This is a genomic window from Gordonia westfalica, assembly GCF_900105725.1.
Taxonomy (GTDB): Bacteria; Actinomycetota; Actinomycetes; order Mycobacteriales; family Mycobacteriaceae; genus Gordonia; species Gordonia westfalica.
The window spans coordinates 2,255,005-2,269,173 of record NZ_FNLM01000034.1 but is presented as its reverse complement, the minus strand read 5'-3'; the positions used below and the strand labels follow the sequence as shown (position 1 = coordinate 2,269,173).

General features: G+C 68.1%; 12 protein-coding genes and 1 pseudogene. 4 read left to right on the top strand and 9 right to left on the bottom strand.

Translation table 11 applies throughout. The features are described from left to right. Window positions 1-164: 164 nt before the first annotated feature. A complete protein-coding gene (fabG, locus tag BLU62_RS15750; protein ID WP_074850526.1) occupies window positions 165-923 on the top strand; it encodes a 3-oxoacyl-ACP reductase FabG in 759 nt (252 codons plus the stop codon). A gap of 55 nt (window positions 924-978) precedes the next feature. After that, window positions 979-2,202, top strand: coding sequence for an acetyl-CoA C-acetyltransferase (locus tag BLU62_RS15745; protein WP_074850524.1), 1,224 nt, complete (start codon window positions 979-981; stop codon window positions 2,200-2,202). Window positions 2,203-2,299: 97 nt separating this feature from the next. On the opposite strand, the gene BLU62_RS15740 is transcribed toward BLU62_RS15745, so the two are convergent. From BLU62_RS15740 to BLU62_RS15715, 6 genes and pseudogenes are all read right to left on the bottom strand, one after another. Beyond that, entirely contained in the window at window positions 2,300-2,830 is a 531-nt protein-coding gene (locus tag BLU62_RS15740; protein WP_074850522.1) for a hypothetical protein, read from the bottom strand. A 124-nt stretch (window positions 2,831-2,954) separates the two neighbouring features. Continuing rightward, the gene (locus BLU62_RS15735; RefSeq protein WP_074850520.1) at window positions 2,955-3,827 is read right to left on the bottom strand and encodes a LysR family transcriptional regulator; all 873 of its coding nucleotides are present in this window, start codon (window positions 3,825-3,827) and stop codon (window positions 2,955-2,957) included. A 6-nt stretch (window positions 3,828-3,833) separates the two neighbouring features. Then, window positions 3,834-4,736 (bottom strand): LysR family transcriptional regulator, encoded by a 903-nt coding sequence (locus BLU62_RS15730; protein WP_074850518.1) that lies wholly within the window; start codon window positions 4,734-4,736, stop codon window positions 3,834-3,836. A gap of 57 nt (window positions 4,737-4,793) precedes the next feature. After that, entirely contained in the window at window positions 4,794-5,555 is a 762-nt protein-coding gene (locus tag BLU62_RS15725; RefSeq protein ID WP_074850516.1) for a crotonase/enoyl-CoA hydratase family protein, read from the bottom strand. Next, window positions 5,552-6,694 carry an MBL fold metallo-hydrolase gene (locus BLU62_RS15720; RefSeq protein ID WP_074850514.1) on the bottom strand — a complete coding sequence of 381 codons (1,143 nt, stop codon included), beginning with the start codon at window positions 6,692-6,694 and terminating at the stop codon, window positions 5,552-5,554. The genes BLU62_RS15725 and BLU62_RS15720 overlap by 4 nt, the downstream gene beginning before the upstream one ends. 123 nt (window positions 6,695-6,817) lie before the next feature. Then, window positions 6,818-8,403 (bottom strand): annotated as a pseudogene (locus tag BLU62_RS15715) (ABC-F family ATP-binding cassette domain-containing protein). A 212-nt stretch (window positions 8,404-8,615) separates the two neighbouring features. Between BLU62_RS15715 and BLU62_RS15710 the strand changes: the two are divergent. Beyond that, window positions 8,616-9,617: an enoyl-CoA hydratase/isomerase family protein gene (locus BLU62_RS15710; RefSeq protein WP_074850512.1), complete on the top strand. Its 1,002-nt coding sequence runs from the start codon at window positions 8,616-8,618 to the stop codon at window positions 9,615-9,617. Here the strand turns inward: BLU62_RS15710 and BLU62_RS15705 are convergent, their stop codons facing one another. Beyond that, the gene (locus BLU62_RS15705; protein ID WP_074852934.1) at window positions 9,618-10,361 is read right to left on the bottom strand and encodes a hypothetical protein; all 744 of its coding nucleotides are present in this window, start codon (window positions 10,359-10,361) and stop codon (window positions 9,618-9,620) included. It abuts the gene before it with no gap. Window positions 10,362-10,380: 19 nt separating this feature from the next. Beyond that, window positions 10,381-11,985: a peptide chain release factor 3 gene (locus BLU62_RS15700; protein ID WP_074850510.1), complete on the bottom strand. Its 1,605-nt coding sequence runs from the start codon at window positions 11,983-11,985 to the stop codon at window positions 10,381-10,383. 144 nt (window positions 11,986-12,129) lie between these two features. On the opposite strand from BLU62_RS15700, the gene BLU62_RS15695 reads away from it, so the two are divergent. After that, window positions 12,130-12,999: a type IV toxin-antitoxin system AbiEi family antitoxin domain-containing protein gene (locus BLU62_RS15695; protein ID WP_074850508.1), complete on the top strand. Its 870-nt coding sequence runs from the start codon at window positions 12,130-12,132 to the stop codon at window positions 12,997-12,999. A gap of 61 nt (window positions 13,000-13,060) precedes the next feature. Here BLU62_RS15695 and BLU62_RS15690 read toward each other — a convergent pair whose 3' ends face one another. Beyond that, on the bottom strand, window positions 13,061-14,077 hold the full coding sequence (locus BLU62_RS15690; RefSeq protein ID WP_074850506.1) for a beta-ketoacyl-ACP synthase III: 1,017 nt from the start codon (window positions 14,075-14,077) through the stop codon (window positions 13,061-13,063). Window positions 14,078-14,169 lie beyond the last annotated feature (92 nt).

Sequence of the window (14,169 nt, the reverse complement as noted above, 5' to 3'; positions counted from 1 at the left end):
ACTCCGGGCCTTCGACGCCGGGAATGCAGGTTAGATTACTGGCATCACCCCGAAGCCGCCGTGTGAGCCACGACGCGCGAGGGACTGTCCGTAGTACGTCGTCTGGTGCCGCATCAGATCGAGACCTGGTGCCCGGCGCCAGGACTTCCCGGGAAGGACCGAACATGTCATCCACCACCGCCCAGCCGCTGCTCGAGGGACGCACCGCCGTCATCACCGGCGCCGCCCAGGGCATCGGTTTCGAGATCGCCCGCTCCTTCGTGGACGCCGGCGCCAAGGTGGTCCTGGGTGACCTCAACCTCGACGCCGCGCAGGCCGCCGCCGACAAGCTCGGTGACCGCGACGTCGCCCGCGCCGTGAAGTGCGACGTGGTCGAGGCCGGCGAGGTCGACGCGCTGCTCGCCGAGGCGGTCGACGGCTTCGGTTCGCTCGACGTGCTGGTGAACAACGCCGGCATCACCCGCGACGCCACCATGCGCACCATGACCGAGGAGGACTTCGACCTGGTGATCTCGGTGCACCTCAAGGGCACCTGGAACGGCACCCGCAAGGCCGCCGCGATCATGCGTGAGCAGAAGTCCGGTGCGATCGTCAACATCTCGTCGCTGTCGGGCAAGGTCGGCATGGTCGGCCAGACCAACTACTCCGCCGCGAAGGCCGGCATCGTCGGCATGACGAAGGCCGCGGCCAAGGAGATGGCTCACCACGGTGTGCGGGTCAACGCGATCCAGCCCGGCCTCATCCGCTCGGCGATGACCGAGGCGATGCCGCAGAAGGCCTGGGACCAGAAGATGTCGGAGATCCCGATGCACCGCGCGGGCGAGGTCGAAGAGGTCGCGAGCGTCGCCCTGTTCCTCGCCTCGGACATGTCGTCGTACATGACCGGCACGGTCCTCGAGGTCACCGGCGGACGCTTCATGTGAGACCCGCTCTCACACAAACATTTCCACTTCTGAGATTCTGCGAAAGGTTTCACCCATGCGCGACGTCGTCATCTGCGAGCCGGTCCGTACCCCCATCGGACGCTACGGCGGGATGTTCAAGAGCCTCACGGCAGTCGACCTGGGCGTCACCGCGCTCAAGGGCCTGCTCGAGCGCACCGGGCTCGACGGCGAGAAGGTCGAGGACGTGATCCTCGGACATTGCAACGGCAACAGCGAGGCCCCCGCCCTCGGCCGCGTCATCGCGCTCGACGCCGGACTGCCGATCACGGTGGGCGGCATGCACATCGATCGTCGATGCGGCTCGGGTCTGCAGGCCGTCATCCAGGCCGCGTACCAGGTGGGCTCGGGTGACAACGATCTCGTCGTCGCCGGTGGCGCCGAGTCGATGAGCAACGCCTCGTTCTACTCCGTCGACATGCGGTGGGGCGGCGCGCGCACCGGAATCGCCATGCACGACAGCCTCGTCCGCGCCCGCTCGACCGCCGGCGGCAAGCACTACCCGGTACCCGGCGGCATGATCGAGACCGCGGAGAACCTCCGCAAGGAATACGAGATCTCCCGCGAGGAGCAGGACGAGCTCGCCGTCGAATCCCACACTCGCGCAGTGCGTGCCCAGAAGGACGGCGTGCTGGCCGAGGAGATCATCCCGGTCACCGTGCCGGGCCGTGGCGGCGACACGGTCATCGACACCGACGAGCATCCGCGCCCGGACGTGTCGCTGGAGTCGCTGGCCAAGTTGAAGCCGATCATGGGCAAGGCCGACCCCGAGGCCACCGTGACCGCGGGCAACGCCAGCGGACAGAACGACGCCGCGTCGATGGCGATCGTCACCACCGGCGAGGTCGCCGAGAAGCTGGGCCTGCGCCCGCTCGTCAGGCTCGTCTCGTGGGGACTCGCCGGTGTCCCGCCGCGCACCATGGGCATCGGGCCGGTGCCGGCCACCGAGAATGCGCTGGCCAAGGCCGGTCTGACCCTGGCCGACATCGACCTCATCGAACTCAACGAGGCCTTCGCGGCCCAGGCTCTCGCCGTCACCCGCGAATGGGGCTTCGGCCGTTTCGGTTCCGGAGGCGACTTCGACCGCACCAACGTCCACGGCTCGGGGATCTCGCTGGGCCATCCGGTCGGCGCGACCGGCGGCCGCATGCTGGCCTCGCTGGCCCGCGAACTGCAGCGCCGGGAGGCCCGCTACGGCCTCGAAACGATGTGCATCGGCGGCGGTCAGGGACTCGCCGCGATCTTCGAACGAGTTGCCTGACCTCACAGACCCACCGGGCCCCCACTGAATTCACCCAGTGGGGGCCCGGTGTTCCACGTGATGTGGCTGTTCGAGCTGTCCGGTCGGGGCGGTGCCGCTACGAGGATTCGTATGCGACGCCCGGTCCGACGGCGACCACGCGTGGCCGCCCGTACGGGTCCTTGTTGGTTCCAGCGGTGACCTGAATCGTCCTGACGTTGCTGCCCACGGAGTAGGTGCGTTTGCCGCCGTTGGGGATGGAGTTGTACTGCGTCCACACCGCCTTGCCGGCAGCGTCCAGGAAACGAACGTGATATTGGTTTTTCCAGGTCGAGGGGAGCGTCTGGCCGTTCAGCGCCCGATTCCATCCCCAGCTGTACCGGCCGAAGAGAGTCAGATTTCGCGTCTTGTGCGATCCCAACTTGAAGTTCACGCCGGCACCGAACCCCACGCCGTTCACGATGTTGTAGGTGATCGACGAGGTATTCCATTTCAACGTTGTGGTGGTCGCTGCGCCGGCGCCGGGCGCGGCCAGCAAGTTCAGGCTCATCACGGCTGCGACCAACGCGATGACCAGGGCGACGCGGTGGCCCGACGCACGTCGAGGGGCGGAGCGGGGCGGTGGGGCGGTGAGAGCGAAGCGGGGCATGGGTCTGCTCCTCGGGAGGATTGGAGTTGTATCGAGGAGCGACGGCAAAAGGACCGCGCCCCACGAGGTCCTTCGACTCTAGCTGCCGATCAGCTTCAACGCATCGATTCTCTTCAGCCTGGTCTCAACCCGCCTGCGCGCGAATGAGTTCCACGAACGCCTGACCCACCGGCGACAGGGATGCGGGGTCGAAGGCGATCGCGAACGGCCGCACGAAGCGGGGTTCGGTCTCGCGGATGATGACGCGGTCCGCCGCCGTCGTGGCCATCGACCGTTCGAGGAGGGTGCCGCCGATCCCGGCCAGCACCATGGGGAGTCGTTCCTCCCGGTGCTCGGAGAGCACGGCGAGCGGTGGTCGGACCCCGCCGACCCGGATGGCCTCCTCGAACTCGTCGGCCACCGACTGTCCGCGCGGCACGAACACCATCGGGAACGCGGGCAGGTTTCCCAGCGGGATCGGTCCGTCGGGGACCTCGGCGTCCTCGGGATAGACGAGGACGTATTCCTGCTCACCGAGAACGATCACCTCGAGGGCGTCACCGGCGATGGGAAGATGGGCGACGGCGAATTCGCAGTGGCCGTCCTCGATGGTGGACGCGGCCCGTGTCTCGTCCCGTAATTCGCCGAGCCGCACCGATACTCGCGGATAGGTGGCGCGGAATCTGGCGATGAGGTCGACGACCGGACCCACCGCGGTGGCCGGGGAGGCGAGCAGGTCGAGATGGCCGGTGAGCTCGTCCTCCTCGGCCGCGAGGAGATCGCCGACGGCGTCGACGTCGCGGATGATCTGGCGTGCCGGACCCACCATCGTGCGACCGGCGGCCGACAGGACCATGCCCCGGCCGATGCGGTGGAACAATTGCACGCCGAGTTCGCGTTCGAGGGCGCGTAATGCTTGCGAGACCGTCGGCTGCGCGACACCCAGTGCCGTCGCGGCACCGCCGATGCCCTGGTTCTCGACCACGGCGAGGAAGTATTCGACCTGACGTAATTCCATGGCGGCCTACCAGTCCCGGGTCTCGATCGGTTCCGGGCTCAGTCCGGAATGTGCGCGGGCCGCGGAGATGAACGCGAGCGCCGCCGGCGACGGTAGTCCCGAACGGAGGACGAGCCCCCACGGCCGCGTCAGCGGCGGATCGAGCGCGAGCTGCCGGGCGCCGGCGAGCTGTTTGTCGGCCACGACGCGCGGGACAACCGTTGCGCCCGTGCCGCGTTCGACGAGGTTCCAGATCGCCGCCGGCAGCGGACAGTCGATCACGATGTTGTGCGCGTCGTCGTCGATGAGTTCGGCGAACAGGGCCGCGGTGTGCTGGTCGCTGTGGTCGACGACCAGTGGTACCGACCGAATGGCACTGCGCGGCACGGTGTCCGGTAGGCCGTCGGCCAGTTCCTCCGGCGCGGCCACCACGAGTTCCTGTTCGGACATCGGGATGGCGGAGAACGTCGCGTGTTCGGCCGACGAGTCGATGACGCCGATCTCGGCGTTCCCGGAGCGCAGTGCGGAGAGCACACCCGCCGGGCTGTCGGCGGCGAGGACTCGTACCGCGAGCTTCGGGAATCGCTCCCGGAACAGGCGGACGATGTCGACGAGGGGGTCGATGCTGAACGCCGCATACGTCACCACGTCGACACGTCCGGCCTGTAGCTTCCGCACCGAGTCGACCTTGCGCTTGGCGCGCTCGACGTCGGCGAGGATGCGCCTCGCCGCGTCGTCGAGCTTGCGTCCGGCCTCGGTGAGTTCGAGGCGTCTACCCGTCCGGTCGAACAGGGTCACACCCAGACGCTTCTCCAGCGTCCGGATGGCCTGCGACAACGAGGGCTGGGAGATGTAGAGCGACTGGGCGGCCCTCGTGATCCCGCCGTGGTCGACGACCGCGACGAAGTAGGTCACGAGGTGCAGGTCCACTCCAGCCACTCTAGTGACTCACTTCTCCGGGCTTCAGCGGCCCTTCCGCTGCGACAATCAGCGGCCCTTCCACTGGGGAGCGCGCTTCTCGGCGAATGCCTTGGCACCCTCCTGCGCGTCCTCGGACTTGAAGACCGGGGTGAGGTAGTCCCACTGCTTCTTGATCAGGTCGGTGTCGGTGTACTTGATGGCCATCGAGGTGACCTGCTTGGTGGCGCGCACCGCGAGCGGTCCGTTGGCGGCGATCTTCGCGGCCAGCTCACGCGCACCGGCGAGTGCCTCGCCGGGCGCGGTGACCTTGTTGACCAGTCCGAACTGGTGGGCGCGCTCGGCGGTGAGCGGGTCACCGGTCAGGGCGAGTTCCATCGCGACCTGGTACGGGAGGATCTTCGGCAGACGCAGAAGGCCGCCGGCTGCTGCGGCGAGACCGCGCTTGACCTCCGGGATGCCGAACTTGGAGTTCTCGGCGGCGACGACGAGGTCGGCCGACAGGGCGAGCTCACAGCCTCCGGCCAGGGCCCAGCCCTCGACCGCGGCGATCAGCGGCTTGCTCGGCGGGGCCTCGGTGAGGCCACCGAAACCGCGGCCCTTCAGCGAGACCTGCTCGCCGCGCGAGAAGGCCTTGAGGTCCATGCCCGCGCAGAACGTGCCGCCGGCGCCGGTGAGGATGCCGATCGTGAGGTCGTCGCGCGACTCGAGTTCGTCGATGGCGGCGGCGATGCCCTCGGACACCTCGAGGTTGACGGCGTTCTTCGCCTCGGGGCGGTTGATCGTGATGACGGCGACTCCGTCGGCGAACTCGGTGAGCACGGCGCTCATGCGTGATTCTCCTCTGTGTGGTGAACTGCGGATGGTGAACTGCTGGTGCGGTGTTCGGACATGGTCGACAGCGACCACCGGACCGGTTCGATCGCGGTGTCGGCGAGGTCGGGTTCCGTCGGTGCCGTCGTCGAGGCGAGGATTCCGCGTTCACTCAGGACCAGCAGGTGAGCGTCGGTCTCGCGGAGGGCGAGTCGTTTCATCGTGAGGTTGAGGTCGCTGAACGGCCGGGACCAGCTGACGGACCGGGTGATCTCCCATGCCGTGGACTCCGGGCGGGCGGCGACCGTCTCGGTGATCTCGGTGAGCCGTTCCTCGTGATGGGACAGCAGTCCGGTGACGCGGGCGCCCAGACCGCGGAAGCGGTACTCGTGCGACGGCAGGGCCTCGTGGTCGCGCATCCGCTCGGTGTTGGCCAGCGACGTCAGGTAGTCCGCGAGCGGGCTCTGCGTCTGCATCGGGCTGGTGGATACGTTCGGGCTGATCCGGGGCAGAAGGTGGTCACCGGTGAAGATGATCCCGGCGTCGTCGTCGGCGAAACACAGGTGGCCGGGGGTGTGGCCAGGTGTCCAGATCGCGCGCAGGTTCCAGCCCGGGATGTCGAGCGGGGCGTCGGCGGTCAGTTCCCGATCGATGGTCCGGCCGTCGGGCAACCGGACGAAGTCGACGAGTCCCAGCCCGGCGACGTCGGCCGGGGCGCCGAGCACCCGCAGTTCCCACCGGGCCTCGTCGAGCTGGCGTTCGACCTCGTCGTCGGAGTGATAGCGGAGGTGGCAGGCGTCGTCGCGGTGCATCAGGAGTTCGGCGTCGGTGTGTTCGAGCAGCCTCGGGACCAGGCCGAAATGATCGGGATGGAAGTGGGTGATGGCGGCCGATCGGACGTCGGTGACGTCGTGGCCGGTGCTGCGGATGCCGTCGACGAGGGCCTGCCACGACTCGTCCGACGGCCAGCCCACGTCGATGAGCGCCAGGCCGCCGTCGGGTCGCGCCAGGGCGTAGACCAGGACGTATCGCAGTGGATTGGGGCCCATCGGCACGGGGATCGACCACAGGCCGGGACGCACCTCTTCGACGGGTGGGAGCACCTTGTCGGCCCAGGCCTGCTGCTGACGCCGACCGGTCACCTCGATAGTGGTCATGTCCGGCCTCCTGGGCTGTCTCGTTCGCGGCGAATCGCCACGACTGTTGTGCTGCGCAACATTCATCCGATCACGAGAGCCCGGTCACCCTCAAAGTCGGGGTGGCTCAGGACGCGTGAGGAACTACCTATGGATCGAAGGTTTGCCTGGTGATGACCCGTCCATCCCGACCCGACGGTCGATCCCGATCCGGTCCAGGAACCCGGCGTCGTGCGAGACGACGAGTAGCGCGCCGTTCCAGCTCTCGAGCGCCGCGACGAGTTGCGTGACGGTGTCGAGATCCAAGTTGTTGGTCGGTTCGTCGAGGATCAGCAGCTTCGGGGTCGGGTCACCGAGCAGTGCGTCGGCGAGGCCGACGCGCAGCCGTTCGCCGCCGGAGAGCTCCCCGAGCGCACGGTCGGCGCGCGTTCCGCGGAACAGGAAGCGCGCCAGATGGGCGCGGACCTCCTGCGTGCCGATGTCCGGATGGTGCGCCGACACCATTCCGGCGATCGACACCGCCGGGTCGTCGAAGGCGATCTGTTGCGGCACATACGCATACGGAACCGCGATGGACTCGCTTCCGATGAGGTCGGCGATCAGCGTCGACTTCCCGGAACCGTTGGGCCCCACGAGCGCGATCCGTTCCGGGCCGTCGATGCGCAGCCGATCGTCGGTGATGACCTGGGTGCGTGACGCGACCTCGACCTCGGGCACCGAGATGCGTGCGGTTCGGTCGTCGCGGACGTCCTCACGCGCCCCGTCGAGACGGGAGGCGGCCGCTGCCACGTCGTCGCGATGGGCGTTGCGCAGCTTTCCGGCCGAGACCTGGGCCTCGCTTCGACGCTTGTGCGCGATGATCTTCGGCACCCGCTTCTCCCGTTCGGCGGTCGCCGCGGTGCGAGCCCGGCGATCGAGCTTGATCTGCGCGTCTACCAGCTCGCGGCGCTGTCTGCGGAGATCGCCGGCGGCGGTCGCGACCGCCGCCTCCGCCGCGTCCTGCTCGGCGTCGACGATCTCGCGATAGTGCGTGTACGGACCGCCGAAGAACCGGACGCGGCCCCGATACAGCTCGAGCGTCGCGTCTACGCGCTCGAGCAGTTCGAGATCGTGACTCACGACGATCACCGTGCCGGCGAAGGCGTCGATGGCGTCGAAAAGCCTTGTCCGTGAACTGGTGTCGAGGTTGTTGGTCGGTTCGTCGAGGAGCAGGACCGACGGTCTGCGCATGAGCGCTGCGACGATCGACAACAGCGTCGCCTCGCCACCCGACATGGCACCGACCCGGCGGTCGAGATCGGTGGGCAGACCCATCTGTGCGAGGAGTTCGAGCGCCCGCTCGTCGACATCCCAGTCGTCGCCGACGGTGTCGAAGTCGGCGGTGTCGACCGAGCCGCCCTCGATGCGACGGATCGCGGCGCGGATGCCGTCGATGCCGAGGGCCGCGGACACGGTCGACGCCGGATCCGACTGCGGATCCTGCGGAACGATCCCGACCTCGGGGCGGAACCGGTGCCCGCGATGGCGACGCTGCCCGACGCCGGGCGCAGGCGTTGCGCGATCAGTCCGAGCAACGTCGACTTACCTGCGCCGTTGGCGCCGATCAACGAATACGTCGAGGCGCCCAGCGTGAGGTTGAGGTGGTCGAAGACCACGGTGCCGTCGGGCCAGATGAACGAGACGTCGGACAGCACGATGGACGACGCCTGGGAAGACAGAGATGTGGACACGAGACTCCTGAAGTGGTGAGGATTCACCGACGGGGCGTCTGTTCGACGTCGCGCGCATCGGCGGGGGCCACTTCAGTTCTTCACGTGCGGGATCACTCCTCGGGTCGGCGGCTACAGCGGGGTCCACCGTAGCGGATGGGTTCGGGTCTGCCAACAGGTTTTCAGGCCGGGCTATTCGTCCGGTTCCTCGTGTCGCCGCTACGGTTGAGGGCATGTCCTTCATTCGTACCTCGGTGTCCAACGGAGTCGGCGAGATCGTCCTCGACCGCCCGAAAGCCCTGAACGCGCTGGACCTGACCATGATCGACGACATGTACGCCACGCTCGGCGAGTGGGGCGACGACGATTCGATCGACACGGTTCTCGTCACCTCGGCCAGCGACCGTGCGTTCTGCGCGGGCGGCGACATCCGGGCCATCCGCGATCATTCGCTCGACGGAGACGCCACGGCGATCACGCGCTACTTCAGCCGCGAGTACCGCCTCGACCAGATGGTCGCCGACTATCCCAAGCCCTACATCAGCCTGATCGACGGCGCCGCGATGGGCGGGGGGCTCGGCATCAGTGTGCACGGCGAGATCCGGGTCGTCACCGAGAAGGCGATGATCGCGATGCCCGAGACCGCGATCGGTTTCTTCCCGGACATCGGCTCCACCTACTTCCTGCCGCGGCTGCCCGAGGGGGTCGGCATGTGGCTGGGCCTCACCGGCGCACGCCTCCGCGGCATCGACGCCGTGGCCGTCGGTCTGGCAACGCATTTCGTGTCGTCGGCCGATCTGCCGGGGGTCGCCGAGGTCATCCGGTCCGGTGGATCGCTGGCCGACGCGCTGGCGACTTCGGGGACCACCGAGACCAGCGACGTCCCGCTCCGCAAGATCGGGGAGTACTTCGCTGACGACAACATCGCCGCCATCGTCGGTGGCCTGCGCGGCGCGATCGGCGACGAGTGGGCCGAGGAGATGATCGGCCTGATGGAGAAGGCGTCACCCACCAGCCTGTGGGTCACGGCCGCGATGATCAGCGCCGGTGCGCAGTCGGGGATCGACGAGTGTTTCGACCGGGAACTACATGCGGCCGAACAGATCACGACGACCAACGACTTCCGCGAGGGGGTGCGGGCGGTGCTGGTCGACAAGGACCGCAACCCGTCGTTCGACCCCGCCGGGATCGACGACGTCGACCCGGCGGTCGTCGCGCGGATCGTGGGCGGGTAACTACGGCGTCAGCTGGAACCGTCCGGACAGCACGACGGTCGGCGGGGTGCCGGCGTCGGGCTGCGGGGAGGCCGACTTCTCGTCGGCGTCGTAGGCCACGTCGTCGTCGGGCGCGAACGGGTTGGCTTCCACTCGTGAGGCTTCCGGGCAGGTGAACGATCCGGCGGCGAGCTTGCCCGACATCCCGCTGATGCTGAGCTGGCACGCCGAGGACTGGTGGTAGACACCGTCGACCGAGACCCCGACCTGAGCGTTGATCGGCTTCGTCAGGGGTCCGGCGGTGGGTCGTGGTCCGCCGCCGGCCGGTGGGACGGTGCCGCCGGTCAATTCGCTGATGGGGAACTCGATCTGGGCGCCGTCGGTCCCGGTTCCCTTGAACACGAACAGCAATGAGTCCGGTGGGACGTCGGGCCGCGACGGACCCCACCGCGTGAACTCGTAGCAGCTGGTCGCGTCGTCGGAGGTTGCGCCGCTGCCGGCTGCCGGGAGTCCGGTCGTGGTGCCGGCCGGCTCGGTGATCGCGATCCGGATGTCGCCGGAACGGAAGTCGAGGCCGTGGCCGCCGCGGTCGACGCTTCCCCGCGGTGGTTTCTCCGCGCACTTCGCGGGATCGATCGGCCTGGCCGCCGGGGTGGGTGCCGTGCTCGTCGACACCGGCGCCGGTGTCGGGTCGCCGGCGCAGCCCGACAGGAGGAGCGCCGCCGCGGCTACCGCGGCCAGCGCGCCGGCACCGCGGGTGCGCACGAGGTGACGCGTCATCGAGTCAATCCGCCGCGGCGACAAGGGGTTGCAGCGTCAGGTCGGGATGTTCCTTCTCGATGTACTGCAGACGCCACTTGTCGCTGAAGAGCGCCAGGATCGCGCCGTCGGTCCGGGTGAACACCTCGACGCCGCGCTGCCGGTCGAGTTCGGGTGCGCTCTCCTCATCGGTTCGTCGGGCGATGGTGTACCCGAGCGGTTCGATGATGGTGTCGACGTTGAACTCGGCCTTCATGCGGGCGGTGACGACCTCGAACTGCATGGGGCCCACCGCGGCGAGGACCGGCGACATGTCGCCGCGGGTGTCGTTGCGCAGCACCTGCACGACGCCCTCGCTGTCGAGCTGGTCCATCGCCTTGCGGAACTGCTTGTACTTGTCGGCCGTCGTCGCACGCAGCGTCGAGAAATGTTCCGGCGCAAACGAGGGAATCGGCGGGAACTGGACCTTCGGCCCGTCGAAGAGCGTGTCGCCCGGGGCCAGCGCGGTCGCATTCACCAGGCCGACGACGTCGCCCGGATAGGCGGTGTCGACGGTGGAACGGTCCCGGCCGAACACGGCCTGGGCGTACTTGGTGGCGAACGGTTTCCCGGTCTGCGCATGCGTGACGACCATGCCGCGCTCGAACTCGCCGGACACGATCCGCATGTACGCCAAGCGATCTCGGTGACTGGAGTCCATACCGGCCTGCACCTTGAACACGACGGCACTGAACGGGTCGGTCACCGGACGTTCGTTGCCCTCGATGTCGAGGCGGCCGGCGGGCGGTGGAGCGAGCTCGACGAGCACCTCGAGCAGTTGCCGCACACCGAAGTTCAGCATCGCCGAGGCGAAGATCATCGGTGAGGTCTGGCCGGCCAGGAACATCTCCTGGTCGTGGTCCTGACCCATCTCGGAGAGCAGTTCGCTCTCCTCGACGGCGGCCGTCCACTCGTCGCCCTCGCGTGCCGCCGCGTCGTCGGCGCTCATGATCTCCTCGGGGGCGATCTTCGCGCCGCCGGCGGTGCGGGTGAAGTGCACGTACTCGCCGGTGCGCCGGTCGAGCAGGCCGCGAAAGTCGCCGGCGATGCCGACCGGGAAGAACAGCGGGGTCGGCGTGAGACCGATGCGTTCGGTGATCTCGTCGATCAGCTCGAGCGGGCTCTGACCGGGACGGTCCCACTTGTTGATGACCGTGATCACCGGGATGCCGCGGTGACGACACACCTGGAAGAGCTTCAGGGTTTGCGGCTCGAGGCCCTTGGCCGCGTCGATGAGCATCACCGCGGCGTCGACGGCGGTCAGCACGCGGTAGGTGTCCTCGGAGAAGTCGGCGTGACCGGGGGTGTCCACCAGGTTGATCACGCTCGGCACGTCCGGCTCGCTGTGCTCGGCGGCGTAGTTGAACTGCAGCGCGGTGGAGCTGACCGAGATGCCGCGGGCCTTCTCCATCTCCATCCAGTCGGAGACGGTGGACTTGCGTCCCGCCTTGCCATGGATCGCACCCGCCTCGCTGATCATGCGCGCATGCAGCGCCAACGCCTCGGTCATCGTCGACTTACCGGCGTCCGGATGGGAGATGATCGCGAAGGTACGTCGGCGCTTGACCTCGGTTGCGACGTGAGAACTCACGAGATTCGAGGCTACTCGGCTGGTCGGGGGGCATCCAAACTGATGGCGTTCCGACGATGCGGCAACTGGTGCCGGCAGCCGGGACCAGCTGCCGCAATCTCAGATGCCGGGAACCGGCGGGAGGGGTCGTCGCGTCCAATCGTCGTGCAGATGCCACCCCGCCTTCGACGCCACGCGCTCACACGCGACGGGGTCGTGACGATCGCCGAAGCTCTGGAGTTCGGGCTGACCAAGTCGGGTATCCATCGACGCGTGGGGGCCGGCCTGTGGACGCCGCAATCGCGCGGCGTGTACACCCTGGCTGATCATCCGGTCACGCCGCGGACCCGAGCCCGGCTCGCGGTGGCTGCGGTCGGCAACGGCGCAGCACTGTCCGGCGTCGGTGCCGCGTGGTGGCACGGCATCGTCGACGAGCCGCCGAAGAAGTTCACCGTCACCGCGCCGCGGTCTCGGCACGGATCACCGGTCGAGGGAGTCCAGCTGCGCTACCGGCCTCTCGCGGATGCCGAGACGGTCACTCGCGACCACCTCGTCGTGACATCGTTGCCGTTATCTGTGCTGGAGGCGTCGGTCGAAAGCGGCAGCAACGTCCTCGACGCCGCGCTGCTCCTGCGCCGGGTGTCGATCGAGCAGCTACGGACCGCTGCTGAGCGTCGTCGCAGGAAGGGGGACGCGACTGCGATCGCGGCGCTGGTTGCCGGGGTCGAGGCCGGAGCGCGGTCCGAGGCCGAACGGCTCGCGGTCGATCTGTTGCGGCAGGGCGGAGTGGAGGGCTTCATGTGCAACCACCCGGTCGACGGATACTTCGTCGACGTCGCGTTCCCGGACAGGATGCTCGCCGTCGAGATCGACGGCATGGCCTTCCATCGCGACGCCGAGACGTTTCAGCGCGACCGCCGTCGGCGAAACGACCTGATCGCACAGGGCTGGACGGTCCTGAACTTCACGTGGGCGGATCTCAGGGAACGTCCGGAGTACGTCGTCGAGCGCGTACGTCAGGCGCTCGCTGTCTGAAAACAGATGCGGCAGTTGGTCCCGGAAAGCGGGACCAACTGCCGCAACTGGAAGAGGTGTCCTACTCGAACGGCACCGGCGGGAGCTTGACGACCTGCGAGGCGTACGAGAGTCCGGCACCGAAGCCGAGGAGGAGGGCGGTCTGGCCCGGCTGTGCCTTGCCGGTGGAGAGGAGGTCCTCCATGGCGAGCGGGATGGAGGCGGCGGAGGTGTTGCCGGTGTACTCGATGTCCTTGGCGACCACCGCGTCGTCGCGCAGCTTGAGGTTCTTGGCGAGCAGCTCGTTGATGCGGGCGTTGGCCTGGTGGGGGACGAAGACGTCGAGGTCCTCGGAACCGAGCTTGGCGGCCTCGAGGGCGCGCAGCGCGACCTTGCCCATCTCGAACGCGGCCCAGCGGAACACCGCGGTGCCCTCCATGCGCAGGTAGGGGCGGTGGACGCGGTCGCCGTCGAGGAAGGTCACCCAGTCGTAGTCCTGGCGGATGGCGTTGAACTGCGAGCCGTCCGAACCCCAGACCACCGGGCCGAGTTCCTGTTCCTCGGTCGGTCCGACGACCACGGCGCCGGCACCGTCGCCGAAGATGAAGCAGTTGGTGCGGTCGGTCATGTCCAGGGCCACCGACAGCTGCTCGGCGCCGATGACCAGCACGTTGGTGGCGCTGCCGCCGCGGATCATGTCCGACGCGAGGGCCATGCCGTAGCCGAAGCCTGCGCAGCCGACGGTGACGTCGAAGGCGGGGACGCCATTGCAGCCGAGTTCGGTGGCGACCTTGGTTGCACCGGCGGGGGTCAGGAGCAGGTGCGTGTTGGTCGCGAGGATGACCGCGTCGATGTCGGAGCCGTGCAGCAGGGCGTTCGCGATGGCCTTGCGTCCGGCGTTGACCGCCATCTCCATGACGCTCTCGTCACGACGGGCGAAGCGGCGGGTCTTGATCCCGGTGCGGGTGTAGATCCACTCGTCGGAGGAGTCGATGTGCTCGCAGATCTCGTCGTTGGTGACCACACGCTCCGGGCGGTAGGCGCCGATCCCGAGCATGCCGATGTTGTTGATCCCTGAGGTGTCCGCGATGACTGCCATGGTCTTCCTTCCGAATATGTGACCCGACATACGACGGTACTCACCCGGCCACTTACTAGGAAGTACCGCATCCCCCTACGCACATCGTTACC